Origin of the sequence: Pseudomonas sp. NFX1 (assembly GCF_051123555.1) — a bacterium.
Taxonomy (GTDB): domain Bacteria; phylum Pseudomonadota; class Gammaproteobacteria; order Pseudomonadales; family Pseudomonadaceae; genus Aquipseudomonas; species Aquipseudomonas capeferrum.
Genome location: NZ_CP169366.1, coordinates 2,076,511 through 2,103,157 on the forward strand (window position 1 = coordinate 2,076,511; position 26,647 = coordinate 2,103,157).

A 26,647-nucleotide genomic window follows, 5' to 3' on the forward strand; every position below is an offset into this window, starting at 1 on the left:
CTGACAGACGTGAATTCAGCTATCTGGTTTATCACCGCTTATCGCCTGGGCGCAACGACGAAAACAGTCTAACTGCGCGGCAAGCAGATACGCCCTGCGCTACCCAAGGCCTATTCGCACCTTGTCGAGCAGGTCACTGACCTGAAACGGTTTGATCAGCAGGTCCATCCCGGTATCCAGGAACGCCTGACGATCCAGCGCAGTCTCGGCGTAGCCGGTCATGAACAACACCGGTAGCGCCGGGCGGTAACTACGCGCCATATCCGCCAGTTCGCGGCCGCTCATGCCTGGCAGCCCCACATCGGTCAAGAGCAATTCGATACTGGCGTCTTCACGCAAGCAGTCCAGCGCTTGTTCGGTGGTTTCCGCCAAGGTGCAACGATAACCCGCATCGGCCAGCACTTCGGCCACCGACAGGCGTACCGAGGCCATGTCCTCGACAACCAGCACATGCTCGCCGGCACCCTGCTGGTCCAACGGCGACGCTTGCTCCTCACAGGCCACCTGACGGCTACTGGCCGGCAACATCAACGTCACCTCGGTGCCCTGCCCTGGCACGCTGCGGATCGACACATGCCCGCTCGATTGGCGGGCAAAGCCGTAGATGGTCGACAACCCCAGCCCGGTACCTTGGCCGACCGGTTTGGTGGTGAAAAAGGGGTCGAAGACCCTTTCCAGAACCTCTGGCTCGATGCCAGCGCCATCGTCGCGTACGGTCACCGCCACATAGGGGCCGTCTTGCAGGTAGGCATTGCCGTGCGACCAACTCGCGGCAGTGTTGACCCAGATATGCCCACCTTGGGCCAAGGCATCACGGGCGTTGATCACCAGGTTGAGCACTGCGCTCTCCAGCTGGATCGGGTCGACCAGGGCAATCGTCGGCTCGCTGGAAAGCTCCAGCTGCAGCACGATACGTTCGCCAATGGTGCGGGTGATCAGCTCTTCAAGCGAGCGAACCCGTTCGTTGACGTCCACCGGGCGGGTGTCGAGCGGTTGCTGGCGTGCGAACGCCAACAGCCTGTGGGTCAGCGATGCCGCGCTCATGGCCGAACTGAGCGCAGCGTCTGCGTAAGTGGGGATTTTCTCCAGTTGGTTTTGCCCCACCCGTTTGCGGATCAGTTCCAGGCTGGTAATGATACCGGTCAGCAGGTTGTTGAAATCATGGGCGATCCCGCCTGTGAGGCTGCCCAGGGCATCCATCTTCTGCAATTGCAGCAATTGCGCCTCGGTCTGCGCCCGCTGCGCCATTTCCCGCGCCAGGCGGGTATTGGCGTCGTCCAGGCGCGCCAGGTGCGAGCGCTCGCGGTGGCGATGCTCGGTGACGTCCTCGACAAACACCAGGCATAACCCCGGCGCCCGGTAGGGCGAGAGCTGCCATTCGGTGTCGCGTTGCACGCCGCGCACGCTCATGCCGAGGGTGCCACGCCAGCGCCGGCCATCGGCCATGTGCTGGCGCAAGGCGACAATGGCGGCTTGCTGGCCGTCGACAAAGCACTCCTGCAGTGTGTCGGGGTTGCAGTTGTCCTGGATCAGCTGGGCAAATGCACGGTTGCACTCATGCACCTTGAGCCCGGCATCGAGCACGGCGATCGGTGCCGACACATTGTTGAAAATTTCCCGGAAGTTGGCCTCGCTTGCGCGCAGCGCCCGCTCGGTATCGCGCACCCGCATCAGGGTCCGCAGGGTGGCGACCAGCACATCCGGGTCCACCGGGTGCACCAGGTAGGCGTCGGCACCGGCATCGAGCCCGGTAATGATGTCGCCGGTCTGGATCGACGCCGCCGACACGTGAATTACCGGCAGCAAGGCGGTCTCAGGGTCGGCACGGAGCAACCGGACAATATCGAAGCCGCTCATGTCGGGCAGGTTGACATCCAGGATCAACCCATCGATCTGCTCACTGTGGATCAGTGCCAACCCCTCGCCACCGGTGCCCGCTTCGAGGATCTGGTAGCCATGCAACGCCAGGCGCCGGCGCAGCGCATAGCGGGTGGCTGCGTTGTCGTCGACGATGAGCAGGCGAATGTCAGGGTTCATCAGCGCTCTCCTGAGCCAGAGCCAGCGGAATGATGACAAAGAACGTGGAACCGGCGCCCGGTACGCTCTCCACCCCCACCTCGCCGCCCAGCAGGGCCGCGAAGCGTTTGCACAGTGACAAGCCAAGGCCGGTGCCGCGCAGGCGTTTCTGCAGCGGCGAGTCGATCTGGGCGAAGTCTTCGAACAAGCCACCCAGCAGCTCAGGGGCGATGCCGATGCCGGTGTCGGTGACAGCAAAACGGATCTGGTCGTTGCCCAGCAGTTGCGCCGACACCCGCACCTCTCCGCGGGTGGTGAACTTGAGCGCATTGGCGATGAAATTGCGCAGGATCTGCGCCAGCTTCTTGTCATCGGTGTAGATCTGCGGCAACCCCTCTGGCTCTTCGAAGATCAGGTCCACGCTACCGGTGTCGACGATTGGCCGGAACATCCCGCGCAAGGCGGCGAACAGGTCGAGCATGTCGAACCAGGCTGGCGAGATGGTGATACGGCCGGCCTCGATCTTGGCCAGGTCGAGCAGGTCGTCGACCATGTCGCTGAGTTCGCGCGTTGCAATGCTGACGAAGGCCACCTGCAATTGCTGCTCCTTGCTCAGCGGCCCGTCCACCTCATCGGCGAGCAGGCTGGTGATGCTCAGGATCGAGCCCAGCGGCGTGCGGAACTCATGGCTCATGTAGGAAAGGAAGCGGCTTTTCAGGTCCGATGCCTGGCGTAACTGCTCGGCTTGGGTGTCCAGCTCTGCGTAGAGCGCCAGCACCCCCTGGTTGGTTTCTTCCAGTTCTGCGCGCAGCGCTTCATTTTCGGCCTGCAGGCGTGCCACACAGGCAGCCTGCGCGGCGCGGTTTTCGGGCGTTGACTCAGGCATGCACGGTCTCCAGGTCGAGCACCAGCACAGTCACATCGTCCCGCCCACGGCAGAAGTCGCGATGCAGTACCGCAGCGATCACGGCCGGGTGGCGGTGCAGCAGGCCCGGGTAGGCTTGGAGGTTCCAGCGAGATTGCAGGCCGTCACTGAACATGATCAACAGATTCCCCTTCACATGAGCGTAGTCGAACACTTGCCCCTTGCGGTACTGACCACCGACGATGCCCGGGTGAGAGGCCAGGCCACGCGGTCTATCGCCACCGACCAATGTTGCGCCAATGTTACCGATGCCGATGAACTTCACGCTGTCGTGCCCCCCTTCATACTGGGCAATCGCAACAGCCCCACCGCGCGTACCTGCCATGGCCTGGTGCAATTCGCCCAGCAGATGTAGCGGTGCACTGAACGGGCTCTGGGCGAACGCCTGGGCACCGGCCTTGGCGGCGCGTTCAGCCTCCTCGCCATGGCCCAGGCCGTCGATCAGCAACGCACTCAAACGCTGCTCGCCGAGCGTCACGTGCCACGTATCACCGCAGGCCGGGTCGTCATGCAGCGAATGCTGGCTGATACCCAGGCGAATGTCCCTGGGCGTATCAGCCTGTTTATAAAGGCGCGCCAGCACCACGGCCCCTTGGGCATCGCTGTGCACATCGAATACCTGCGCCAAGCGGCTGACAGCGCCCAGGCCAATACCCGCGGTTGCGCCGGTGGAGTAACCGTCGACCAGGCAATGGTTGAGGTCGAAACCTTGGCCGCGATCCACCGCCAGCAGTTCGATGCCAGGCTGGCTGGCAGAGCCAAGCACGCGCAGGTGCAGTTCGCCGCATTTGGCATGCTTGAGCACATTGCTGGCCAGTTCGGTCGCGACAATGGCCGCCCGGCCCGCATCGGTGGCGTCAAAGCCCTGCTGTTCGGCGAGTTTCTGCGCGACCCGTCGGGCGTGCCCGACCTGGGTGCCATCATCAATGCGCAGGACCTGGGTCAGGCTTGCGGTCAGGTTCATATCCATCGGGTGATCATTACCCGGGTGCCTTGCCCGGGCGCGGTATTCAGCTCGAACTCATCGACCAGGCGTCGCGCCCCGGTCAGGCCAAGGCCCAAGCCACTGCCGGATGTCCAGCCATCGGTCAAGGCCAGTTTGATGTCGGCAATGCCTGGCCCCTCATCCCGGAAGACCAGACGTACACCCGTACGCCCAGCCTCTTCGATGACCTCCCAGTCCATGTCGCCGCCCCCGCCGTACACCACGGTGTTGCGGGCCAGCTCACTCACGGCCGTGACCAGCTTGGTCAGGTCGACCAGGCGCATGCCGCAGTCACTGGCGAGCTTGCGCGTCAATTGGCGGGCCAGCACGACGTCCTGTTCGATGCGTACCGGCTGGCTGCCATGCTCGCGAATGGTCATGGGCGGCCTACCCGCTTGCGCAACAGGTGCATGCCACGATCGACATTGAGTGCAGTGCTGACCCCGGACAGGGTTAGCCCGAGCTCCACCAGCGTGATCGCGACCGCTGGCTGCATGCCGACCAGAACGGTCTCGGCATCCATGATCCGTGACAACCCCGAAATAGTGGCGATCATGCGGCCGATGAACGAATCGACCATGTCCAGCGCCGAGATGTCGATCAGCACGCCCCGGGCGCTGGTGTGTTCGATGCGATCGGTAAGATCGTCCTGCAGGCGCAGTGCCAGTTGGTCATGCATGTCGACCTGGATGGTCACCAGCAGGAACTCGCCCATTTGCAATATGGGGATACGCTCCATTGCCTCACACTCGCTCGCCAGCAGTGGTACCCAGGCGCGACAGCGCCAGTTTCAGCGCATCGGCCAGGTTGGACTTGGTGGTCAGGGTGCCCAGGTCCAGGCCCAGGTGCACGATGGTTTGCGCAATCTGCGGGCGCACGCCGCTGATGATGCAGTCGGCGCCCATCAGGCGGATGGCGGTTACGGTCTTGAGCAGGTGCTGGGCCACCAGGGTATCGACCGTCGGCACACCGGTGATGTCGATGATGGCGATTTCCGAGCCTGTGTCGACGATGCGTTGCAACAACGACTCCATCACCGTCTGGCTGCGCTGGGAGTCAAGCGTGCCGATCAATGGCAGCGCCAGTACGCCCTCCCACAGTTTCACCACCGGGGTGGACAGCTCCAGCAGTTCCTCTTGCTGACGCTTGATCACTGCCTCGCGGTTTTTCTGGTAGGTGCGGATGGTATGCAACCCGAAGGCATCGAACAGTGAAGAAATTTCCCATAGCTGTTCGGCCAGCAGCGCGGGCTGCTCGCGGTAATGGGCTTGCAGCAGGTCGAACAGCGGCCCTTTCAGGGCAAAGATGAAGAACGCGGTCTGGTGGGATTCCTGACCGACCTGCGCACGGCTGGCAGAGAGTTTTTCCAGGAAGCGGCGCGTCTCCTCCCAGCCTTCGGCGCCAATGTTGGTGCCGCTCTCACGGCCCAGGCCGTCGATCACCAATTGCAGGAAATCACGGGTCTCCTGGCGCAGGTCCTGTTCACGGATATTCCGCGCCGCCCCCTTGGCTTCGAGTGCTTCAAGCCAACTACGCTGCAATTGCGCCTGATTGCCGACAATCGCTTCCAACGTACTGCTTTGCAGTGCTGCCATGTCAAGTTCGCTCCGATATGCCTCGCCGGTGCCTCGAGAATCGTGCCGGCTCCGGAAAGTGACATTTGCCAATGAAAATAGTTGTGGCGATCGGCAATTAATTGCATTGCGCCGCCATGCGTGCCGCTAACTCTAGGCCATGTTTACGGCCCGCGTTGGCGACGAGCTATCTCCCGACAAGCAAATCGCAGCCCCCTACTTCCCCAGCCATGCATGAACCGCCGTTTAAACCTCGCCATCGTCGTGACCGCCGCCTCGCGGGCGCTACTGCCCGCCGGCTGCGGGCAAGCTGGCTAGAAATTCAGCGATCTGCCGGCTGCCGCGCAAGTGCACGGTAGCAACATCGGGCCCGATCGCCTGGCGCAGTGCATCGATACCTGGGCGGTAGCCACGGTCGAACTGCCACACGAAATTCAGGAACGTCAGGAACGCCCGGTCGAGCTTCTCTGTACACCCCGCGGGCAGGTCAGGCCGGGGCCGGTTCATCACGCTGCGTACGATCACCCGCTTGAAGCAGGTCAGCCGAGGCGTATCGAGCCAGATGACCAGGTCGGCACGGGGCAGGCGCAGGTCGAAGGTGCGCCGGGCATAGTTGCCTTCACACACCCAGGCCTGCCCCGCAATCGCCTCGCCGACCCGGGTGCGGAACTGCTCGGCGTCAGGCTCGACCCAGCCGGCCTCCCAGAACAAGGTGTCCAGGTGAACCACCGGCAGGCCGAGGCGCTTGCCCAGGGCGCGGGCAAGGGTCGACTTGCCGCTGCCGGCATTTCCCAGAATCACAATCCGTTGCATGGCGGCTTCCTGTGGCGAAAAAAGCCGGCAAGTGTACAAGTTTGGCCGTGCATTCCCCCTATCCATGCATTGATGAATGCGTTCAGCCCGCTCATGCCCCCATGTGCATCTCGCGAATCAGCTTCTTGTTGATCTTGCCAATGCTGGTCTTGGGGATGTCGGCAACGAAATGCACCTGCCGCGGAATCGCCCACTTGTTGATCTGCCCGCAGTCGACGAACTGCTTCAGGTGCGCCTCGAGCATCGGCTGGTCAAGGCTGCCGCCTGATGCACGCACCACCAGGGCGATAGGCCGCTCGCCCCACTGCTCGTCAGGGATGCCGACCACCGCCACGGCGCTGACCGCCGCATGCTGGCTGATCAGGTTTTCCAGGGTCAACGAGCTGATCCACTCCCCGCCGGTCTTGATCACGTCCTTGATCCGGTCCTTGATCTCCAACACCCCGTGGCGGTCGATCGAGCCCATGTCACCGGTGTGCAGCCAGCCGTCCTGCCACAGTTCGGCGCCTTTGAGCGGCTCGTGCAGGTAGCCCTGGGTCAACCAGGGTGAGCGCACCACGATTTCACCCAGCGACTCACCGTCGTGGGGCATGGCGTAACCCTGGGCATCGATGATGCGCAGGTCGACCATCGCCACGGGGGCGCCGGTTCTGATCCGCTGCGTGACCTGCTCGGCCATGGGCAAGGCCAGGTCGGCTTCGCGCAAGTGGGTCAGGGTCAGCAGCGGGCAGGTCTCGGACATCCCGTAGCCACTGTAGATCAACATGCCACGCTCGCTGGCCTGGCGGGCCAGGCCGTGGGTCAACGCGCTGCCACCGAGCAGGATCTTCCAGCGGCTGAAATCGGTGTGCTGGCCTTGCTCGCAGTCCAGCATCATCTGCAACAGGGTCGGCACGCAGTGGGAGAACGTCACCCCTTCGTCGCGGTACAACCGCACCAGGGTGTTCGGCTCGTAGCGCCCGGGGTACACCTGCTTGACCCCCAGCATCGTGGCCACGTAAGGCACGCCCCATGCGTGCACATGGAACATCGGCGTGATGGGCATGTACACGTCGCTGGACCGTAACAGTGGCTGGCCATCGTAGGCGGCGAAGGTGCCCAGTTCGTTGAGGGTGTGCAGCACCAGCTGGCGGTGGGAGAAGTACACCCCTTTGGGGTTGCCCGTGGTGCCGGTGGTGTAGAACAGCGTCGCCACCGAGTGCTCGTCGAAGTCGTCGAACTCGGCTTCAGGGCTGGCGGCGGCCAGCAGCGCTTCGTACTCGCCCAGCACGGGCAACGAAGTGGCCGGCGCCTGCGCGTCCGTAAGCTGCACGTAGCCGCGCACAGTCCCCAGCTGACCGTGAATCTGCTCCAGCAGCGGCACGAAGTCGTCATGCACCAGCACCACTTCGTCTTCGGCGTGGTTCATGGTGTAGGCAACCTGCTCGGGGGACAGGCGCACGTTCACCGTGTGCAACACCGCACCCAGCATCGGCACGGCAAAAAAACACTCGAGCGAGCGGTGGCTGTCCCAATCCAGTAGCGCCACGGTATCCCCGGCCTGCACCCCGGCCGCACGCAGCGCATTGGCCAGGCGCCGGACCCGCTGGTCGAGGTCGCGGTAGGTGTAGCGCAGCTTGTCGGCGTAGACGATCTGCTGTTCCGGCTGGTGGCGGACCCCTGACATCAGCAGGCGTTTGATCAGCAGGGGGTAGGCATAGGCACCGGCTGCCGGCGGCATTATTTTTGTCTTGGCCATGTAGGTAGCTTCCAGTTGTTCGTGTTCGGTTCGACTAAAAGGCACTCACGCGCTCATCCGCGTGGGCGCCTGGGGTTGGCACACGCGCTCGTCAGGTGGCGTCGGCGCAGCACACGTCTCGGGCTCGGCGGCAACAAAGCGCTTGTCCGGCAGCAGGAAGTACGACAACGCCGGGATCAGCACCAGGGCACCCAGCATGTTCCACAGGAACATGAAGGTCAGCAGGATGCCCATGTCGGCCTGGAACTTGATCGGCGACCAGGCCCAACCGACCACGCCCGCCGCCAGCGTGATGCCGACCAGGCCGACCACCCGGCCTGTGAAGGCCACGGCGTTCTGGTAGGCCTCGCCCAACGAGCGGCCCTGGCGCTGGTAGTGCAACTGCACGCTGAGCAGGTACAAGGCGTAGTCCACGCCAATCCCGACACCCAGGGCGATGACCGGCAACGTGGCCACTTTCACGCCAATGCCCATCGCCACCATCAAGGCCTCGCACAGCACCGAGGTCAGCACCAGCGGCAACAGCGCCACCAAGGTCGCCCGCCAGCTGCGGAAGGTGATCAGGCAAAACAGCGTGACCGCCAGGTAGACGAACAGCAGCATGGTGCGGTTGGCGTCTCGGACCACGATATTGGTTGCCGCCTCGATGCCGGCGCTACCGGCCGCAAGCATGAACTGGCGCTCTGGGGTGCTGTTTTCGCGAGCAAAGCGGTCGGCGATAGCCACCACATCGTCGAGGGTCTGGGCCTTGTGGTCCTTGAGGTAGGCGATCACCGGCATCAGCGAACAGTCGTTGTTGAACAGCTCCGGGGCGTTGACCGACGCTTGTTGGGCGGCATAGTTGAGCATGTCCTGGTTGCGCTGCAGGCTGCTCATCTTCGGGTTGCCCTCGAACGAGCCTGCGGTGATCTGGCGCACGGCGTTGACCAACGAAACGGTGGTCTGCACGCCCGGGTACTGCTGCAGCTCCCAGGCCAGGCGGTCGGCGAGCATCAGCGTCTGGTAGCTCAGGCAACCTTCCGGTGGGGTCTTGATCATCACCGCAAACAGGTCGCTGGACAGTGCGTAGTGGCGGGTGATGTAGGCGTTGTCGCGGTTGTAGCGCGAGTCGGCGCGCAGCTCCGGCGCGCCGCTGTCGAGGTCACCGATCTTCAGTTGCAGGCTTGCCCAGAAGCCAACTGCGCCCATCAGCACGGCCACCAGCACCGCGCCGGTCGCCCACTTGCGCGTGGTGAAGCGGTCGAGCGCATCCCACAGCTTGCCAAAGCCGCGGTGCTCTGCGGCGCGGCGGTCGATGCGCAGGGCACGCTCGGCGGCCTTGCGGCCCACGCCGACATACGACAGCGCCACCGGTATCAACAGCAACGAGGTGAAGATCAGTACCGCAACCCCAATGCTCGCGGTGATCGCCAGGTCCTTGATCACCGGGATGTCGATCAGCATCAGCACGGCAAAGCCCACGGCGTCGGCCAGCAGCGCGGTGACCCCGGCCACGAACAGGCGCCGAAAGGTATAGCGCGCGGCTACTTGCCTGTGCGTGCCGCGGCCGATGTCCTGCATGATGCCGTTCATCTTCTGCGCCGCATGAGAGACGCCGATGGCGAAGATCAGAAACGGCACCAGGATCGAATAAGGGTCGATGGCATACCCCAGCCAGCCGACGATACCCAGTTGCCACACCACCGCCGCCAGCGAACAGCACACCACCAGCAAGGTACTGCGCACACAGCGGGTATACAGGTAGATGATCAGCAGCGAAGTGCCCACCGCCAAGGCGAAGAACATCATCACCTGGACCAGCCCGTCGCTCAGGTCGCCCATCAGCTTGGCAAAACCGATGACCCGCACCTTGTACTTGCCGTGGCCCTCCTCGCCTGCCCTGCGCGCCTTGCTGTCACCGGCGTACTCGTACTTGTCGCGCAGTTGCTGTTCGAGCATCTGCGAGAACTGCCGGTAGTCGATGCCGCGGCCGGTGGCCAGGTCGTGGTCGAGCAGCGGCACCACCAGCATGCTCGACTTGAAGTCGGTCGCCACCAGGCTGCCGACGATGCCGGCACGGTTGATGTTCTGCCGCAGCTGCTCGATGTCGGCCGGCTTGCCCTGGTAGTCGTCGGGCATCACCGTGCCGCCCTGAAAGCCCTCCTCGGTGACTTCGGTCCAGCGCACCCCGGGGCTCCACAACGACTTCATCCAGGCGCGGTCCACGCCCTGGGCGAGAAACAGCTCGTCGTTGATCTGCTTGAGCACAGTCAAGTACTCAGGGTCGAAAATGTCGCCCTGGGTGTTCTCCACCACCACCCGCACCGAGTTGCCCAGGCCGCGCAGCGATTTGCGGTTGTCCAGGTAGTTCTGGATGTAGGGTTGGCTCTGCGGGATCATTTTCTCGAAACTGGGCCGCAACTCCAGGCGGGTCAGCGCCAGGTAGCCCAATACCCCCGTGACCAGCACCATGAACAGCATGAACAGCGGGCGGTAGTTGAAGACCATGCGCTCCAGCAGGTTGCCGGAGCGGGGATCGAAATCCTTCAGGTCGCGGATCACCGGCAGGGTGTCTTGCTTGATGTTGGCCATCACGAGTTCTCTTCGAATGCTCAGGGTTGTTATCGGGCCGGTAGCACGCGTACACCGCGTTCACCCACCAGTACGGTGCCGTTGCTGCGGGCCTGCACCGCAGCGGTCACCGGCGCCGGCGGCACCTGCGGCTGCACGGCAAAACTCAGGCCGCCGTCGCGGCTGCGCAGTACCTGGCCGGCCTGGCTGAACAACCAGTAGTCGCCGTTGCTGTCGATGCTGGCAGCCGTGATGCTTTGCGTAACCCCCGTGTTCACCCGGGCCCAGCTCTGCCCGCCGTCACTGCTGCGCGCCACATGGCCACGCAGGCCATACGCAAGCACTTCGCCGGGTTTGCCGAGCACCCCGAACCAGGTCCCCTGGTAGGGGCTGGGCAAGCTGACGAAACGCTGTTGCCCAGCCTGCCACTTGAGCAGCAAGCCCTGTTCACCGGCCACGTACAGCTCATCACCGATTGCATGGATGGCATTGAGGTGCAGGCCTTGCGGGTTGTCGGTGCGGTCCTGCATCGGCACCCAGCTGTTGCCGCCGTCGTCGGTGCGCAGGATCAGGTTGAACACGCCCACTACGTACCCGTGCCGGGCGTCGACGAACCACACGCCAAGCAAGGGTTTGTCGGCGCCCTCCTCCACCAGCCGCCGGCCTTCGGCGGCAAATGCCGGCCATTGGGGGTCGTCCGGATGCGCCTTGGCCAAGGCCTGGTAATGCGCCTCGACCAGCGTGCCGATCTGCCGGCCGTCAAGCTGCCGGGCCCAGCTCGCCCCCCCGTCGCGGCTGTGCAGGACCACGCCATCGTTGCCCACCGCCCAGCCTTCGCGCGCGTTCGCAAAGACCAGGGCGTTGAGGTCGGCACTGACCGGCACACTGGCCTGGTGCCAGTCCTGGCCCTGGTTGTCGGAATACACGATGTGCCCACGCGGCCCCACCGCCACCAGCCGATCCCCCGCCCGCGTCACATCGCGCAGGGGGCTGAGCACCGCCAGCGCGCTCGGCTTGGCCGGCAAGTCCAGCACATCGACATACCCAGCCGCCCGCGCCGGGCCTTGAACGCCAGCCACAGCCATGGCCAACGCCAGCGCCCAGGGCGCCCATTTTCTTGAACAAGCCATGCCACATCCTCTGCAGACTCTGCCGGCTGCCCTTCTGGCGCAGCCGGCAGGTTGATCGTCGGGGGTCAGCGAATACCGGCGCCGGCGAGGGCTTCGGGCGACCACTGCGCCTTGGACAGAGGGCTGATGTACTCGATACCACCGTGCGGGCCGATCAGGCCGTTGATGTTGTAGCTGCCGCCGACCAGGTCGTAGACCACATGCGGGTTGTTGTTGGGGATCTGCACGTCGTAGCTCTGCGTGAAGAAGCTGTAGGAGCCGCGATACAACTGGCCTCGGGCGTCGTACTGGTCGGACGCCAGGGCGAACCAGCTGTCCTCGTCCAGGTAGAAGCGGCGTTTGGCATAGATGTGCCGGGCATTGCCCTTGAGGGTGCCCTCGACCACCCAGACCCGGTGCTTCTCCCAGCGCACCTGGTCTGGCGCCAGGTGGTTGGGCGTGGTCAGGCTTTTCGGGTCGTGAATGTAGGTCAACCGGTAGGTGTTGTACGGCACATACATTTCGCGCTTGCCCACCAGGTGCCAGTCATAGCGGTCCAGCGCACCGTTGAACACATACACATCATCGAAGGTACCGGAGCCGGCCGTACCGGGGTTTGGCGTGTCGTAAGCCAGGTTCGGTGCCAACTTCACCCGGCGCTGGCCCGGCAGGTACTGCCAGGCACGGCGTTCCTGTACCAGTGGGTTGGCGGCATCCTTGAGCATCATCGACTCACCGGCACGGCGTGCCGGGCCTTCGAAGTACAGCTTGGTCTGGAAATAGATGTCCTTGGCTCCGATGACCTTGTTCAGGTCCTCGTAGATCGGGTAGGCGTTGTAGGCCAGGCCCGTGGTGGCCAGGGCTGCCACACCGGCTGCGTCGACGTTCCACGAATCGTACTTGGCCTTCTGCGCTACGCCCTGGTAGCGCAGCAGGTGGTTCCACATGGCTTCGGCGCCCGACTGCGGGATGGGGAACGGCACGCCAGGCAACACATTCTCGATGGCCAGGCCATCCTGCAGCGACTTGGCGTTGGCGGCATTTTTCAGGGTGTTGTCCAGCAGCGCCTTGGGCAATGCCGCCGTACGGTGGCTTGGGTAGACCTCGATGCGGAAGGTGGGGAAGCGCTTGGCCAGCTCCACCGTGGTGGCGGTCAGCGAGCCCTGGTACTGGTCGACGTTCTTGCCATCGATCACCAGCAGTGGCTTTTCCGCCGTATAGGGGTCAGGCCGCAGGGTATCGCCTTGCTTGAAACCGGCAGGCGGGGTGTTCAGGCCGCCCTCGTAGGGCGGGATGGAGCCGTCGGCGTTGCCCGCCTGGTCGGCCCCCACCACGGTCAGGTCCTTGCCCAGCCGGGCGATGTCCTGGGCCGGTGCGCCCGCGTGGGCATGCCCGGCGAAGATGACCGCCAGCGAGGCGCACAGCAGGCTGTTGAGATGCTTCATCGCGTTTCTCCGCTTGTTGTTGTAGTGGCGTTTCAGAAGGTGGTCTTGAACGACGCGGTGACCATGCCGCGGTCCTTCAACAACGGCGCCAGGCCTGCCTGCGAGGTAATCTGGCCGGGGATGCACTGGTAGCGCCCGTTGGTGCCTGGGGTGTTGTTGTCGGTACCGGTTTCGCAGGTATCGAACTTGCCGAAGGAGTCGACATACTTCAGGTCGAACTTGTACTTCTGGTAGACATCGGCGGCGATGCCCACCGAGTAGCTGCCCGAATCCTCGTTGCCGCCCAGTTGCACGGCAGAGTTGCCCTTGAGGCCGACGTTGTAGGACAGCGGCATGGAGATATCGACCCCAGGCAGCGCCTGGAACCAGGTCGGCGTGAAGTTGACCGCCAGGGTGTAGGCGTTGGTGGTGACCTTGTCGACACCCTCGTAGCTGGAATCACCCTTGAAGGTCTGCTCACCCTTGTCGACGCTGACCAGGTGGGTCATGGCGCCCTCCACCGCCAGCGACGAGGCGTCCCACAGTGGCGTGGCACCGAACGTGACCAGGCCGTTGAGCACCACATGCAAGGTCTTGCCGCGGGCCAGGCCGGTCTCGCCGTTGCCCGGCACCTCGCCGATCAGGTTGGTGCCGCCCGCCGTGCCCGCCAAGGCCTGGTACAGCGGCCCGTTGATGGTGGTGAAGTTGCTGATCAGCGGCATGTTCTCGCGGTAGTTGACGTCCAGCCCGACACTCACCGGCCCGACGTTCTTCGCCAGGCTGATGCCGTAGATATCGATGTCGTCGGCGTAGGCCGCCATATAGCTGGTACCGTCCAGGCTGCCGGTGTGCAGGTTGGGCGCATTGATCAGCACGGCCGGGGTCGGGTCGGAGGTGTTGCGGTAGTAGAAGCCCAGGGTGCCGTCGAGCCATTCCGGGCTCCACTTGGCCATCAGGCCGAAGTCGCCCGCGTTGCGTGGCCGGATGTCATGCCCGCGGGGCGCACCGTAGAACGCACCGGCCCCGCCAACGGCATTGGGCACCGGCAGCCAGAAGATATCGCCACCCTCGCCGAGCATGTCGTAGGCGCCCATGTAGGTACCGCCTTCGGGCAGGCGCGAGTTGTCGAACTCGAGGAAGTACTGCGCCGCCAGCGTCAGCTCGGGGTTGACCGTGAAGCTCAACGACAGCTGCTTGCGCGGCAGGAACAGCTCTTTGGTTTCGGTGCCCGGCACGTTGTACAGCTTGGCCAGGTCCAGTGCCGACTGGCCATAGTTGATGCCGTTGGCGGCGTTGAACAATGTCTCGCCCCAGTACACCGAGTGCCAGCCAAGCTTGCCACTCAACATCGACTCGTCGCCGATCTCGGTGTTGTAGAAGACGAAGGCATCGAGAAACTCGCCGGACGGCCCATTGTAGTAACGGTCGCTGTAACGGCTCAGGCCATGATGACGCGCCGGGCCGCCGGCCAGCACGGTGCCCGCCGGCAAGCCTGCGGCCGGGCGCGCCAGCACCAGGTTGCCGGCATTGCCCTGCTGGCCGGGGAACGGGTTGCTGTTCGAGCCGACGTCGTCATAGGCATGGTCGTACCAGCTGGCGGCGCTGACGCGCATGCCCATGCTGCCCTGATAGACGATATCCAGCTCGGTGAGCAGGTCCAGGCGCTGGGTCACCGCGCTACCCACACTGAAATTCTTGTCGCCGTCATTGAGATTGGAGGTGCGGGCGACCTTGGCGTTTTCGCCTTCGACCCGCTGGCCGTAGCTCAGCTTGGCGGTGTTGTCGAAGCGCACGCTCCAATCGGGGTCGGCGATGTCCAGCTGGAATGCCTGGGCAGCGGGTGCACCGGCGATCAGCAGCAGCGTGACCATGAGGTTACGGCGGGGAAGGCAGAAGAGAACGTTCTTATTGTTGTTCATGCGATGTCTCTGCTTGGGTGAGTCTCTGCTTGGGTGATAGGTGCGCCCTAGTAATCGAGTTGCCGGATCAGGGCCTCGGCGTGGGGCCATGGGCCGTAGCCCGAGGCAGGGTTGAGGTGGCCGACGGCACCGAGCTCGAGCAGCTCGCTGCCCCACTGCGCGGCCATGCCGGCCACTGCGGCGGGGCTGGCCAGGTGGTCATTGCTGCTGGCCGCCAGCAGGCTTGGGAAAGGCAGCGGGCCGCCCGGCAGCGGCGCCCAGCCGTGGGCGCGCAGGCTGTCAGGGCTGGGGTAGCCTTGCGGCCAGTCGCTTTGCAGGTCAGGGGGGGCGGCGAGCAAGGCGCCCTTGATCGGGCGCTGATAACGTGCGGCCCAGTGCACCACCATCAGCACACCGGCACTGTGCGCGACCAGGATCACCGGGCCATCGATTGCGGCCAGTTCACGCTCGATCGCCTCGACCCGCGCCGTGCAACTGAGCCCGTCGGTTGTCAGCGGCGGCACGGCACGCACCTTGGCCAGGCGAGCCTGCAACAGGGTTTGCCAATGTTCTGCCACATGGTCGCGCAGACCGGGAACGATCAGCACGGTAGCGGCGGTTTGCAGTTTTTCCATGTCAGGGCCCTTTGCTCTGGATCACTCGGTCGATTGCCGACTGCTTGAGGGCCAGAGTAAAGCGTCGTTCCGGCACACGCTTTACATTGCGCGTCAGCCATTTTTCAGTTGATGACACAGTTGGCATGGCGGCCCGCACGCCCTTGGTGAGTGGGACCAGCGGTCTGAAAATGGCTTTGCATCCGATGACACAAACGCTATAAGTGACTACCCGCCAGCGCAGCGGGACGCCCATCAAGAACACGTGGAAAACAACAAATATGACCGTGCTCGCCCGTGCTGCTTCGCTGACCAATTACCTGGAAGTCTCCCGCCATCTGGGCCTCAATGGCCATGGGCTGCTGGCCCAGGCTGGCCTCAGCGCTTCATTGCTCGAAGCCCCCGACCAGCGCATTCCAGTCGCTGCTGCGATCAACGTGCTCGAAGAGTCGGCGCGCCTGAGCGGCTGCGAAGCCTTCGGCCTGCGCATGGCCGAACTGCGCCAGTTGTCGGATTTTGGTGAAGTCAGCCTGCTGATCAGCCACCAGCATTCGCTGCGCGATGCGCTGCAGGTGATCGTGCAATATCGCCATGTGCTCAACAATGCCCTGGCGATTCACGTCGAAGAAACCGGCAAGACGGTGATCATTCGCCAGGAAGTCATCACCGAGCAGCCCATGCACAGCCGCCAGGCCATCGAGCTGGCCATCGGTGTCATGCACCGCTTCTGCTCGGCGTTGCTGGGCGCGCACTGGCACCCGGTCAGCGCCAATTTCACTCACGCAGCCCCCGCCGACCTGGCCATCCACCGCCGCATCTTCGGCTGCAAGCTGGAGTTCAACAGCGACTTCAACGGCATCGTCTGTTCCGCCGCCGACCTGGACACGACCAACCCACAGGCTAACGAAGCCATGGCGCGCCTGGCTCAACGCTACGTGTGTGCCCTGCAGGATGACGGCAACCCTTCGCTGGTGCACGAGGTGCGCAAATCGATCTTTCTGCTGATGCCGATGGGCCGCGCCACCATCGAGCACATCGCCCAGACCCAGGGCATGAACGTGCGCACCTTGCAGCGCCGTCTGGAAGAAGATGGCGCCACCTTCAGCGAGCTGGTCAACAGCGTGCGCCGCGACCTGGTGCTGCGCTACCTGGAAAGCCCCGGCTATTCACTGGGGCGTATCGCCGACATGCTTGGCTATTCCATGCACAGTTCATTCACCCGCTGGTTCATCAACCAGTTCGGCCAGCCACCGGCCACCTGGCGTGTGCAGCATGACCTGCACACGCCGCACAAACGCGCCCGCAGCGCCGCGCAAGGGCCTGTCACCACGCGCTGAGCGCCTGGTGTATTTGGGGCCACCAGGTGCCTGGCTTGGCATTTTCAGCGCCTATCAGATCGAGCGCCGCCCGCGCGGCGCATCGCGAGCGCAGCTCGCTCCTACATTTGTTTCGGGCCAATTATTCCTGTGCCATGGGCGCGCGATCCCTTTGGCGCCCGCCTGAATATCGCGTCGTGCCGACAAGGCGGTCGCGCGCAAATGCCACAGGCCTCACTGGCCCGAAACAAATGTAGGAGCGAGCTGCGCTCGCGATGCGCCGCGCGGGCGGCGCTCGATCTCCGCCCCACCTCCAAACCCAAGACAGGCACCTAGCCGCCATCATCCTATCTCCCGACAAGCACAAACCAGCCCCACTTCCCCAACATTCCGTGAAGAAACCTAAAAAAGCCGAGGCCATCCTGGCCTCCGTCGCCTGGGCAAGCGCCAGGCTGTTCATGACAGGGTCTCCTGGCAGGCCATCACGATGAACACCCGGTCACCCTCCACCTCCACGGGGTAGCTGGCCACCTTGAGCGCCGTGGAATTGAGCAGGTAGCCGCTGGCCAGGTCGAAGCGCAGGCCATGGGCCCGGCACTGGATAACGCCACCGTCCAGCTGGCCGGCACACAGCGACGACCCTTGGTGCGGGCAATTGTCGTCAATGGCCAACAAGCGCCCGGCGATATTGAACAGCGCCAGGCTTTTGCCTGCATGCTCGAACAACGCGCGCCCGCCGACAGTGGGCACGCGCTGGGCCGGCACCTCGATACGCTGCGTCATGCGCCGGCCCCCGCTGCTGCCGAACGCGACAGCGCCAGCTGCATGGCGTCGAGCAACGCCTCTGGCGGCTGCGCACCGAACACGGGCAGATGATCGTCGAACACGAAACACGGCACACCCCGGCTGGCGATGTTCGCGCTGGCACTGGCAAACGGCCGGCCATCGCCGCGCAGGCTGCCGGCCATCGCGGCAGGCGCAAAACCGCACTGCTCGGCAATACGCAACAGCGTGGTGCGGTCGCCCAGGTCTTCGCCCAGCCGGAAATACGCTGCAAACAGCCGCTCCAGCAGCGCTTCGAGCTGCTGCTCGCTGCCCAGCTCGGCGGCATGCAACAGCAAGCGATGGGCGTCTGCAGTGTTGGGCATGCGCGCAATGCGGTTGAAATCGAGCTGTTCACCTACCGCACTGGCGGCCTCCTGTACCTGGGCCTGGCGTTGGCGCACCGCCTCGTCACTGCCCAGGCGGCGCTGGTAGAACGCGGCGAACGGCTGGCCGGCCACAGGCATGTCGGGCAACAACTGCACGCCCTGCCAAGCCAGATTGATCACGACCTCGGGCCGCGCTTCGCGCAACTGCGCCAGCGCACGCTGCAATTGCCGCTTGCCGATCAGGCACCACGGGCAGATGAAATCGACGTACACATCAATCGACAATGAAGGGTTCACGTTCGGGCCTCCAGTACAGGCTCGACAGGCGCTGGCATGCTTTCGCCCAGGGCCAGGCGCGCCATGTCACGGTGGTAGTGGCGCTTGGCGTAGAAGAACACCGCCGCGGCGGCGATGCTGATCAACGGCACCAGTTCAAAGGCGGCCTGCAAACCGATCAGGTCGGACACCTTGCCGGTGATCAACGGGCCGGTGGCCAGGCCGAGCAAGTTGTTGCTCAAGGTCAGGGTGGCGAAGGCAGTGCCATGCACCGTGTAGTGGGTCAGGTTGGCGACCATGGCGCTGGACGGGCCATTGGTGCCGGCGGCTATCATCATGCCCAGGCAGATGAGCACCAGCTGCGGCATGCCCGCCGGCAAGGCGAAGGCCACCGACAGCAGCACGCAACTGCCCAGGCAATAGGCGATGGCCAGGCTGATCTTGCGATCAGGGCGGTTGCGCCCCATGCGGTCGCACAGCATGCCGCACAGCACGATGCCCACCCCACTGCACAGCACGATGAGCGCCGCCACCGCGCCGGCCTGGTCGGTGCTCATGGCGTAGTAACGGTTCAGGTAACTGGGGAACCAGACGATCACCGTGCCGCCGACGAACAGCTGCAAGCCGCTGCCCACGTAGGCGCTGATGACCGAACGGCTGGAATACAGCGTGCGCAATGGCCGCAATGCCTTCAGCGCAGCCTTGTCGGCGGCATCGGCCAGGCCCCTCGGGGCAATGCGCGCCTCACGCACGATCAACGGGTAGAGCACCGCCAGGGCCAGGCCAAAGAACGCCATGCCGGCAAACGCCCAGCGCCAGCCCAGGTGCTGGGCCATCACGCCGCCCAACGCCATGCCCAGCACCGAGCCGAACATGCCACCGGCCATGAACGAGCCGGCCAGGGTGGCGCGCATCTCGCGCGGGAACACCGCCACCACCACGGCGATGCCGACGCTGCCGTAAGCGGCCTCGCCAACACCGACCAGAAAGCGCGCGATGAACATCTGCTGGTAGTTCTCGGCGACAGCGCAGCCCAGCGTGGCCAGGCTCCACATCACCGCCATGAAGGTCAGGCTCTTGATCCGGCCGATGCGGTCGGCGAGCAAGGACAGCGGAAAGGTCAGCAGGCCGACCATCAAGGCAACGATGCCACTGAGCAGGCCGAGCTGGCTGTCGCTGAGCTGCCACTCCTGCTTCAGCAGCGGGAACACGGCATTCAGCACTTGCCGCGACATGTAGTCGGAGATCAACAAACCGAAGGTCAGGGCAAAGACGATCCAGGCGTAGCGCCGGGGGATGCCCAGTGATGTATCAGTGCCGGGTTCTGACGCACTGGCGTGGTAGGTGGCCATGCTGCCTCCTCGGGTATCTGGCTTGGGTTGTTTTTGTTGTTATGGATAACAGCCGATCAGGTTCTACTGGAAGAACAACAGCGCGCTATGGGCCCTGCAAAAACATGTGGGAGCAACTGCCTTGCTCAAGCGGCTCCCACAAGCCCCTGCTCATTCATCACGCGCGCTGTGGCACGCCCTTCTGCCCTGGCCGGCGGTTCGGCGCCATGCCGTTGGCCAGCAAGGTTTGCTCGACGGTCGCGTACTGCTCGCCGATGCGGTAGATGGCGCGCGCTTCCTTGCCGCTGGCCACCTCACGCCCCAGTTCGTGCGCCACGCGCACGGTCTGCTGAATCTGCTGCACCGAGGTGAACGGCTTGCCGTGCTGGTCGATGATGGTGTCTTCGATGCCACAGCGCGGGTGCAGGCCCATGGCCAGGGCCATGGTATTGAACGGCAGCACATTCTTGAGCAACGACTCCGCAGTCAGGGTGCAACCGTCCGGCGCCCGGTGCACGAAATTGAAGAAGTTGAACGGGTTGGGGCCGTCAAAGCCGCCACCAATGCCGATCCAGGTCAGGTTCAGCGGGCCTTTGTAAACGCCCTTGCGCACCAGGCGCTCGAGGGTCTCCAGGGCATGCATGCCGGTCAGCTGGAAGTGCGGCTGGATGTTGCTCGCCTGCAGGCGGCGCAAGTGCTCTTCGACCCAGGCCGGCCCCGCAGGCACGGTCATTTCACTGTAGGCGGCCTGGATCCCGGGGCTGGCCAGCGATGTGCCTTCCAGGTACTCCGGGTACAGCAGCTCCATGATGTTCATCTGGGTGGTGTTGATCGCCACCGTCACCTGGTCCGGCTTGGGGGTCAGCTCGGCCAGCATGTGCCGGGTGTCGTCGCTCAGCCACTTGGCCGCTTCACCTTCGCCTTCGGGCGCAAAGGAAATCGAGCCACCCACCTGGATGATCATGTCCGGTACCGCTTCGCGGACCCCAGCGATCAGTTCGTTGAACTTGGACAGGCGCTTGGAGCCGGTGCCATCGAGTTCGCGAACGTGCAGGTGGAGCACCGTGGCGCCCGCTTCATAGCAGTCGACTGCCTTTTGCACCTGCTCATCCATGGTGACCGGGATGTCCTGCGGGAAATCATCCGGCATCCACTCGGGGCCATAGGGCGCCACGGTGATGACTACCTTTTCCATGTTTTCCGGGTGCAGCGAGTCGTCGAAGAATTGCATGTCTGATCCTCAGTCTTGTTCTTGTCTGTTCAGAAGGTGCTGTCGCCCATGATCCCGGCACGCTCCATCTTGCGATGGCAGGCCGGGTAGTCCATGACGGCGTAATGCTGGGTGCTACGGTTGTCCCAGATGGCGATGCTGTTGGGTGTCCAGCGCCAGCGCACCTGATACTCGGGGATGTACACCTGGCTCACCAGGTAGCGCAGCAGGTCGGCGGCACCGGGGTTGGCGTCCTGGCCGAAACGCACACGTTCGGGGGTGTGGTAATTGCTGAAATGGGTGGCGAAGGCATTGACGAACAGCACCTTCTCGCCGGTTTCCGGGTGGGTGCGCACCACCGGGTGCTCGGCGTCGGGGTAACGCGCCTTGAGCGCAAGGCGCTTGTCCAGCGGCATGGCCGCCCCAAAGCTGGCCTCGATGCTGTGCCGGGCGCGCAGCCCTTCGACCCTGGCCTTGATCTCGGCCGGCAGGTTGTCGTAGGCCAGCACCATGTTCGCCCACATGGTGTCGCCGCCTACCGGTGGGCATTCGACGCAGCGCAGCACGCAGCCCATCGGCGGCGCTTCGCGCCAGGTGGCGTCGGTGTGCCAGGCATTCTCATAGCGGTCGGCCGGCTGATCGGGGCGCTTGTAGATCTGCACCAGGCCGGGATGCTCCGGGTCGCTGCCAGCGACCGGGTGGTCTTCCAGCTCGCCGAAGCGGCGGGCAAAGGCCACATGCTCGGCGCGGCTGATGGCCTGTTCACGCAAGAACAGCACCCGGTGCCTGAGCAGTTGGGCGCGGATCTCGGCGAACAGGCCGTCATCATGAATGGCATCGGCCAGCCTGACGCCCACCAGTTCGGCACCGATGGCGCAGGTCAGTTGTTCGACTTGCATGGCAGTGCCCCCTCAGATGACGAAGATCGACGAACCCGTGGTCTTGCGTGACTCCAGGTCACGGTGGGCCTGCACCGCATCCTGCAGGGCGTAGTGCTGGTTGATCTCGATGCGGATGCGGCCACTGCTGACATGGTCGAACAGCTCGCTGGCCAGGCGGGCTTTTTCCGCCGGCTCGGCGATATAGTCGGCCAGGGCCGGCCGGGTCATGAACAGCGACCCCTTGATCGCCAGGATCTGCGGGTCGAACGGTTCGATGGGGCCGGACGCAGTGCCCACGCAGACCATCAGGCCGCGGCGCTTGAGCGAGTCCAGCGAGCCCATGAAGGTGTTGCGGCCAACGCTGTCGAAGACCACGTTGACGCCCACCCCGTCGGTCAGCTCACGCACGCGGCTGGCCACATCCTCGTGGCTGTAGTTGATGGTGTGGTCGCAACCATGGGCGCGTGCCACCTGGGCCTTGGCGTCGGTGGACACCGTGCCGATCACGGTCAGGCCCAGCAGTTTGGCCCACTGCGAAACGATCAGGCCGACGCCGCCCGCCGCAGCGTGCAGCAGGATGCTGTCACCCGGCTTGAAGTCGTACAGGCGGCGCATCAGGTACGACGCCGTCAGGCCGCGCATGGTCATGGCGGCGGCGGTCTCGAAGGACAGGGTTTCCGGCAGTTTGATCAGTGCTGCTGCGGGGATCAGGCGTTCGGTGCTGTAGGCGCCGAGGGTGTTGATAAAGCCGGTGTAGGTCACCCGGTCGCCAACGGCCACATGGCTGACGCCCTCGCCCACCGACTGCACCACACCCGACGCTTCCACGCCCATGCCATTGGCCAGCGGGATCGGGTAGGTGCCGTTGCGAAAATAAGTGTCGGCGTAGTTAAGGCCAACCGCCACGTGGCGCAGGCGCACCTGCCCAGGGCCCGGCTCGCCGACTTCGACGTCTTCGTAGCGCAGGACCTCAGGCCCTCCGGTTTCGTAGAAACGTACCGCTTTGGCCATGCCAATCTCCTTTCTTGTCGTTCTTGTTAACCGATAAACCGCGTGTTGAAGGGCAATTTAGGCCGTTGCGCCAAGCGGCGCTTATCATCGGACGACAACGGTTTTTCAGTTGATGACAGCGCGCATGGCACAAGCGCTCAGAACGCTGAAAGGGCACCATCGACGGCGATGGCCTGGCCGGTCATGTAGCTGTTTTCGCGGGCACACATTGCCCGCCCCCCGTGGCGGCACGGGCGAGGATCTTCTTCGCCAGGCTCATTCGGTGCACTTCGTTGGGGCCGTCATAGATGCGGAAGCTACGGGCATCACGGAAGATCCGCTCGACAATCGATTCGCCCGTGACGCCCTGCCCGCCCAGCACCTGCACGCAGCGGTCGATCACCCGCCAGATGGCCTCGGAGCTGAGCACCTTGGCCATGCTCGACTCGAAATTGCCACGCTCGCCCTGGTCCAGTACCCAGGCGCAATGCCAGATAGCCAGGCGCGTGGTATGCAGGTCGATTTCGTTGTCGGCGAGCATGAAGCCCACGCCCTGATGCTCGCCCAGCGGCTTGCCGAACGACATTCGCCGGTTGGCATAGTGGCAGGCCTCGTCATGGGCGCGGCGGGCCTGGCCCAACCAGCGCATGCAGTGGGTCAGGCGGGCCGGCGCCAGGCGCACCTGGGCGTAACGGAAACCTTTGCCCACCTCGCCCAGCACATCGCTGGCCGGCACCCGCAGGTTGTCGAAGCGCAACACCGCATGGCCGCCGGCAAAGCAGCTGTCCAGCGAGCCCATCATGCGTTCCAGGATAAAGCCCGGGCGGTCGGTGTCGGTCAGGAACATGGACGCGCTACCGTCCTCCATGCGCGCCATGATGATCGCCAGCTGCGCGCCTTCGGCACCGGTGATGAACCACTTCTGGCCATTGATGACGTAGTCGTCACCGTCACGCACTGCCTGGGTCGTCAGCATCGAGGGATCGGAGCCGGCACCTGGGCTCGGCTCGGTCATGGCGAAGCACGAGCGGATGTGGCCCTGTACCAGTGGCCGCAGCCAGCGGTCTTTCTGCGCCGCCGTGGCCACGTGTTCCAACAGGTGGATATTGCCTTCGTCGGGCGCGTGGATGTTCAGGGCGACGGGCCCCAGTGGCGAATAGCCCGCCTCTTCGAAAATGATCGCCTTCTCGATATGGCTCAGACCCAGGCCGCCCATTTCACGCGAGGCATGCGGGGTCAGCAGGCCGTGTTCACGGGCCCTGTCGAGCAGCGTCTGGCGCAGCTCAGGCGATGGACCATGGGCTGTCTGGCGGGGGTCATGCTCCATCGGCAGTACCGATTCGGCAATGAAGTGCCGGACTTTGGCTTGCAGGGCGAGCTGTTCGGCTGGCAGGGCAAAATGCATGGTGGGGTTCCTTGTAGAGGCTCAGGCGTGCAGGCGACGCGGGTCGATGGCGGCATGCAACTGCTCCATGACGGTCTTGTCGATCGATGCCTTGCCGGGGTCGTAGGGGGTGTAGTTGAGGGTGCGTATGCACGCGTGGGTTACCTGCGCGCCCGCCATGTCGATATCGACGATGTTCAGGCAGGCAGGGTCTTGTTCGAAGGCGGCAAGCCCGCCCAGCCCGGCACCGCTGGCCCAGGCCAGCAGGATGCGGTTGACGGCGTCGTGGCTGACCAGCAGCAGCGATGTCCAGCCGGGCTCGGCCAGCAATTGCTGAAAGCTGTCCAGCACCCGTTGCTGGAACGCCGCCCAGGGTTCACCGCGCAGAAAGGCAGCGCCGCGGTGGTCGGCCATTTGGTAGGCCTGGGCCACTTCGCGGTACAGGCAATCCAGGGGGATTTCCCGCAGGCGGCCGGCCCGCACCTCGCGCAAGGCGGCGCGCTGTTCCACCTCCAGGGCGCGGTGGCCCAGCAGTTGGTCGAGGGTCTGGCGGGTGCGCGGGTAGTCCGAACACACCGCACGGTCGAACCGAGTGTGCGCCAGCACACGGCCCAACGCCCGGGCCTGGGCCACGCCTTGCGCCGACAACGGTACAGTGCGCGGGTCGAGTGGGCGGCCGTCGGCGTCGAAGTAATCGACATGGCCATGCCGAACCAGATAGCAGCGGCGACGCTGTACGGGCAATTCAGTCATGGGCCAGCACCTTGGGGTTGCTGATGCTCAACTGCGCCCGGTTGATTGCCCGCAGTGCCTCCAGCAAGCGCGTAGCGTGCTGATCGTAGGCCCCTTGGCGAATGTTCCGCGCTAGCCACTCGCGGGCCTGCTCAAGCTCGGTCACTGCGTGGCCGCCCTGTGCCAGCAAGGCCTCCAGGGCCTGGCGCTCGACCTCGGTACAGTCCGCTGCCTGCGCCAGTTCGCGGCTGGCAATCAGCATGGCGCTGGCGACCATCCGCCCTTCGTAGTGCAACCCTTTCGGCAACGCCGGCAGCAAGTGCGTGAGCAGGGCTTCGCGCGCGGTCACAAGCAGGTCATGGGCATCGGGCTGGTTCATGCGTGGCCTCCACGGGTGAGCAAGATGATTTCCTGTTCCAGTTCACTGACCATCCGCCCGGTCAACGCCAGCTCCAGCGAACGTTGCTGGCCCGACACGTGGCGTTGAGCCTGCTGCAGGGCGATCACTGCCCAGCGCAGGTGGGCCATGACTTGCCAAAAGCGCAGCGCCTGGCGGTCCAGTTCCAGCGCCGACACGCTGCGGTACCCGGCGAGCAGGTCATCCAGGCGGCCGACGCCGCCGGCCTCCAGGTCCGGCCGGCCGAACCGCCAGCAACGTGCGGTGAACCAGCCCAGGTCTTCACGCGGGTCACCCCAGCCGGCGAACTCCCAATCCAGCACGCCGGTCAACGCGCCGGCCTCGACTAGGTAGTTGCCGGTGCGGTAGTCGCGGTGGATCAGGCACGCGGGCAAGGGCGCAGGCTTGTTCAGCTCGCACCAGCGCAAGCCCCACTCCAGTGTCGGGTGGCTACCTGGCAAGGCATCCAGAAAGCTACGGTACTGATCGACGCTGGCCTGCACCGCGTCAGGCGCTGCAGCGGGCAGAAACGCCAGCGCCGGTTGCGGCGGACGCAACTGATGCAGGCGCGCGAGGTTGGCGCCCAACTGCCGGCATAGCGCCGAGTTGCCCTCAGGCGCGGCGTGGTCGTGGGTGAGGCGGTGGCCGCTGGCATTGCCGTCGAGGGCCTGCATGATGAAGAAGCTGCGGCCGATCACCTGCACGTCCTGGCACAGCCAGAGTGGCTTGGGCACCTTGACGCCGGCCTGGTGAACGGCGCTGAGCACCGCGAACTCTTGCGCGCGGCTCAGGCTGGCGGCCACAGCGGACACCGCGTCAGTGCGCAGGACCCAACGCTGGGGCTTGCCGGCGACATCGGCTTCGAGTAGCCAGTTTTCCTGGATGGCACCGCCTGACAATCGTTCACTGCGGGTGATGTGCACTGGCGGGGTGTCGAATTGCTGAGTCAGGTAGGTAGACAGTGGGGCATGGGCGCTGGCGATGTCGAGGCGAGCGCTGGGTTGCGGCGCGTGGTGACGGGATGGCATAGGCGGTCCGGTTGGCTGTTCGTAGGTGAACAGGGCAATAGCAAGATGACTGCCAGGTTTTTTGATATTTAGTTAAGTCTTGTTTATCAATGGGTTGGGTATGGTTTTGCGGGGTGTTCTGGGCAGGTTTGAACGGGGCGGTTTCATTTTTGAAACGGTTGTTCAGGGGTGCACGCTCGACACGACATCTTCAGCGCCTATGAAATCGAGCGCCGCGCGGGCGGCGCTCGATTTACGCCCCACCTCAACACCTGAGCCAAGCGCCTTGCGGCCCCCTCACCCACCCGCCCCCCCACCAATAACCA

At 64.4% G+C, this 26,647-nt stretch carries 24 protein-coding genes; 1 reads left to right on the forward strand and 23 read right to left on the reverse strand.

From position 1 onward, the window contains the following. Positions 1-99: 99 nt before the first annotated feature. The 13 genes from DJ563_RS09065 to DJ563_RS09125 form a co-directional block, all read right to left on the reverse strand. Positions 100-2,037: a response regulator gene (locus tag DJ563_RS09065; protein ID WP_434519325.1), complete on the reverse strand. Its 1,938-nt coding sequence runs from the start codon at positions 2,035-2,037 to the stop codon at positions 100-102. Beyond that, positions 2,027-2,902: a sensor histidine kinase gene (locus DJ563_RS09070; RefSeq protein ID WP_186664427.1), complete on the reverse strand. Its 876-nt coding sequence runs from the start codon at positions 2,900-2,902 to the stop codon at positions 2,027-2,029. The genes DJ563_RS09065 and DJ563_RS09070 overlap by 11 nt, the downstream gene beginning before the upstream one ends. Further along, entirely contained in the window at positions 2,895-3,911 is a 1,017-nt protein-coding gene (locus tag DJ563_RS09075) for an ATP-binding protein (protein WP_434519326.1), read from the reverse strand. The genes DJ563_RS09070 and DJ563_RS09075 overlap by 8 nt, the downstream gene beginning before the upstream one ends. After that, a complete protein-coding gene (locus tag DJ563_RS09080; protein ID WP_186660907.1) occupies positions 3,902-4,306 on the reverse strand; it encodes an anti-sigma regulatory factor in 405 nt (134 codons plus the stop codon). The genes DJ563_RS09075 and DJ563_RS09080 overlap by 10 nt, the downstream gene beginning before the upstream one ends. Next, positions 4,303-4,665, reverse strand: a complete 363-nt coding sequence (locus tag DJ563_RS09085; RefSeq protein ID WP_434519327.1) for an STAS domain-containing protein — start codon at positions 4,663-4,665, stop codon at positions 4,303-4,305. The genes DJ563_RS09080 and DJ563_RS09085 overlap by 4 nt, the downstream gene beginning before the upstream one ends. Positions 4,666-4,669: 4 nt before the next feature. Beyond that, on the reverse strand, positions 4,670-5,521 hold the full coding sequence (locus DJ563_RS09090; protein ID WP_156311480.1) for an STAS domain-containing protein: 852 nt from the start codon (positions 5,519-5,521) through the stop codon (positions 4,670-4,672). A 264-nt stretch (positions 5,522-5,785) separates the two neighbouring features. After that, positions 5,786-6,313 (reverse strand): AAA family ATPase, encoded by a 528-nt coding sequence (locus DJ563_RS09095; RefSeq protein ID WP_434519328.1) that lies wholly within the window; start codon positions 6,311-6,313, stop codon positions 5,786-5,788. A gap of 91 nt (positions 6,314-6,404) precedes the next feature. Further along, positions 6,405-8,051 carry a fatty acid--CoA ligase gene (locus DJ563_RS09100; protein WP_156311478.1) on the reverse strand — a complete coding sequence of 549 codons (1,647 nt, stop codon included), beginning with the start codon at positions 8,049-8,051 and terminating at the stop codon, positions 6,405-6,407. A gap of 45 nt (positions 8,052-8,096) precedes the next feature. Continuing rightward, on the reverse strand, positions 8,097-10,622 hold the full coding sequence (locus DJ563_RS09105) for an efflux RND transporter permease subunit (RefSeq protein WP_033698536.1): 2,526 nt from the start codon (positions 10,620-10,622) through the stop codon (positions 8,097-8,099). 29 nt (positions 10,623-10,651) lie between these two features. Further along, a complete protein-coding gene (locus DJ563_RS09110; protein WP_274097765.1) occupies positions 10,652-11,731 on the reverse strand; it encodes a WD40/YVTN/BNR-like repeat-containing protein in 1,080 nt (359 codons plus the stop codon). Positions 11,732-11,796: 65 nt separating this feature from the next. Then, the gene (locus tag DJ563_RS09115; RefSeq protein ID WP_258713761.1) at positions 11,797-13,155 is read right to left on the reverse strand and encodes a DUF1329 domain-containing protein; all 1,359 of its coding nucleotides are present in this window, start codon (positions 13,153-13,155) and stop codon (positions 11,797-11,799) included. Positions 13,156-13,187: 32 nt separating this feature from the next. Continuing rightward, positions 13,188-15,053 (reverse strand): DUF1302 domain-containing protein, encoded by a 1,866-nt coding sequence (locus DJ563_RS09120; RefSeq protein WP_434519329.1) that lies wholly within the window; start codon positions 15,051-15,053, stop codon positions 13,188-13,190. Between the two features lie 47 nt (positions 15,054-15,100). Further along, on the reverse strand, positions 15,101-15,667 hold the full coding sequence (locus DJ563_RS09125; protein ID WP_258713763.1) for an RBBP9/YdeN family alpha/beta hydrolase: 567 nt from the start codon (positions 15,665-15,667) through the stop codon (positions 15,101-15,103). Positions 15,668-15,927: 260 nt separating this feature from the next. Between DJ563_RS09125 and DJ563_RS09130 the strand changes: the two genes are divergently transcribed. Then, positions 15,928-16,983, forward strand: a complete 1,056-nt coding sequence (locus DJ563_RS09130) for an AraC family transcriptional regulator (protein ID WP_033698543.1) — start codon at positions 15,928-15,930, stop codon at positions 16,981-16,983. Positions 16,984-17,418: 435 nt separating this feature from the next. Here the strand turns inward: DJ563_RS09130 and DJ563_RS09135 are convergent, their stop codons facing one another. The 10 genes from DJ563_RS09135 to DJ563_RS09180 all read right to left on the reverse strand — a co-directional run bounded on the left by DJ563_RS09135 (position 17,419) and on the right by DJ563_RS09180 (position 26,342). After that, positions 17,419-17,745, reverse strand: a complete 327-nt coding sequence (locus tag DJ563_RS09135; protein WP_033698544.1) for a Rieske (2Fe-2S) protein — start codon at positions 17,743-17,745, stop codon at positions 17,419-17,421. Further along, positions 17,742-18,410: a DsbA family oxidoreductase gene (locus tag DJ563_RS09140; RefSeq protein ID WP_434519330.1), complete on the reverse strand. Its 669-nt coding sequence runs from the start codon at positions 18,408-18,410 to the stop codon at positions 17,742-17,744. The genes DJ563_RS09135 and DJ563_RS09140 overlap by 4 nt, the downstream gene beginning before the upstream one ends. Further along, complete coding sequence (locus DJ563_RS09145; RefSeq protein ID WP_258713765.1) at positions 18,407-19,741, reverse strand: MFS transporter; 1,335 nt, start codon at positions 19,739-19,741, stop codon at positions 18,407-18,409. Before DJ563_RS09145 ends, DJ563_RS09140 begins: the two co-directional genes overlap by 4 nt. A gap of 157 nt (positions 19,742-19,898) precedes the next feature. Beyond that, complete coding sequence (locus tag DJ563_RS09150; RefSeq protein ID WP_258713766.1) at positions 19,899-20,951, reverse strand: 3-keto-5-aminohexanoate cleavage protein; 1,053 nt, start codon at positions 20,949-20,951, stop codon at positions 19,899-19,901. Positions 20,952-20,980: 29 nt separating this feature from the next. After that, entirely contained in the window at positions 20,981-21,829 is an 849-nt protein-coding gene (locus DJ563_RS09155; RefSeq protein WP_434519331.1) for a TauD/TfdA dioxygenase family protein, read from the reverse strand. Between the two features lie 12 nt (positions 21,830-21,841). Further along, positions 21,842-22,822, reverse strand: a complete 981-nt coding sequence (locus DJ563_RS09160; RefSeq protein WP_033698552.1) for a quinone oxidoreductase family protein — start codon at positions 22,820-22,822, stop codon at positions 21,842-21,844. Positions 22,823-23,003: 181 nt separating this feature from the next. Continuing rightward, positions 23,004-24,206 carry an acyl-CoA dehydrogenase family protein gene (locus DJ563_RS09165; RefSeq protein ID WP_033698553.1) on the reverse strand — a complete coding sequence of 401 codons (1,203 nt, stop codon included), beginning with the start codon at positions 24,204-24,206 and terminating at the stop codon, positions 23,004-23,006. Positions 24,207-24,227: 21 nt separating this feature from the next. Beyond that, complete coding sequence (locus tag DJ563_RS09170; RefSeq protein ID WP_434519332.1) at positions 24,228-24,938, reverse strand: histidine phosphatase family protein; 711 nt, start codon at positions 24,936-24,938, stop codon at positions 24,228-24,230. After that, positions 24,931-25,296, reverse strand: a complete 366-nt coding sequence (locus DJ563_RS09175) for a DUF6285 domain-containing protein (protein WP_434519333.1) — start codon at positions 25,294-25,296, stop codon at positions 24,931-24,933. The genes DJ563_RS09170 and DJ563_RS09175 overlap by 8 nt, the downstream gene beginning before the upstream one ends. After that, positions 25,293-26,342, reverse strand: coding sequence for a phosphotransferase family protein (locus DJ563_RS09180; RefSeq protein WP_434519334.1), 1,050 nt, complete (start codon positions 26,340-26,342; stop codon positions 25,293-25,295). The genes DJ563_RS09175 and DJ563_RS09180 overlap by 4 nt, the downstream gene beginning before the upstream one ends. Positions 26,343-26,647: the final 305 nt, after the last annotated feature.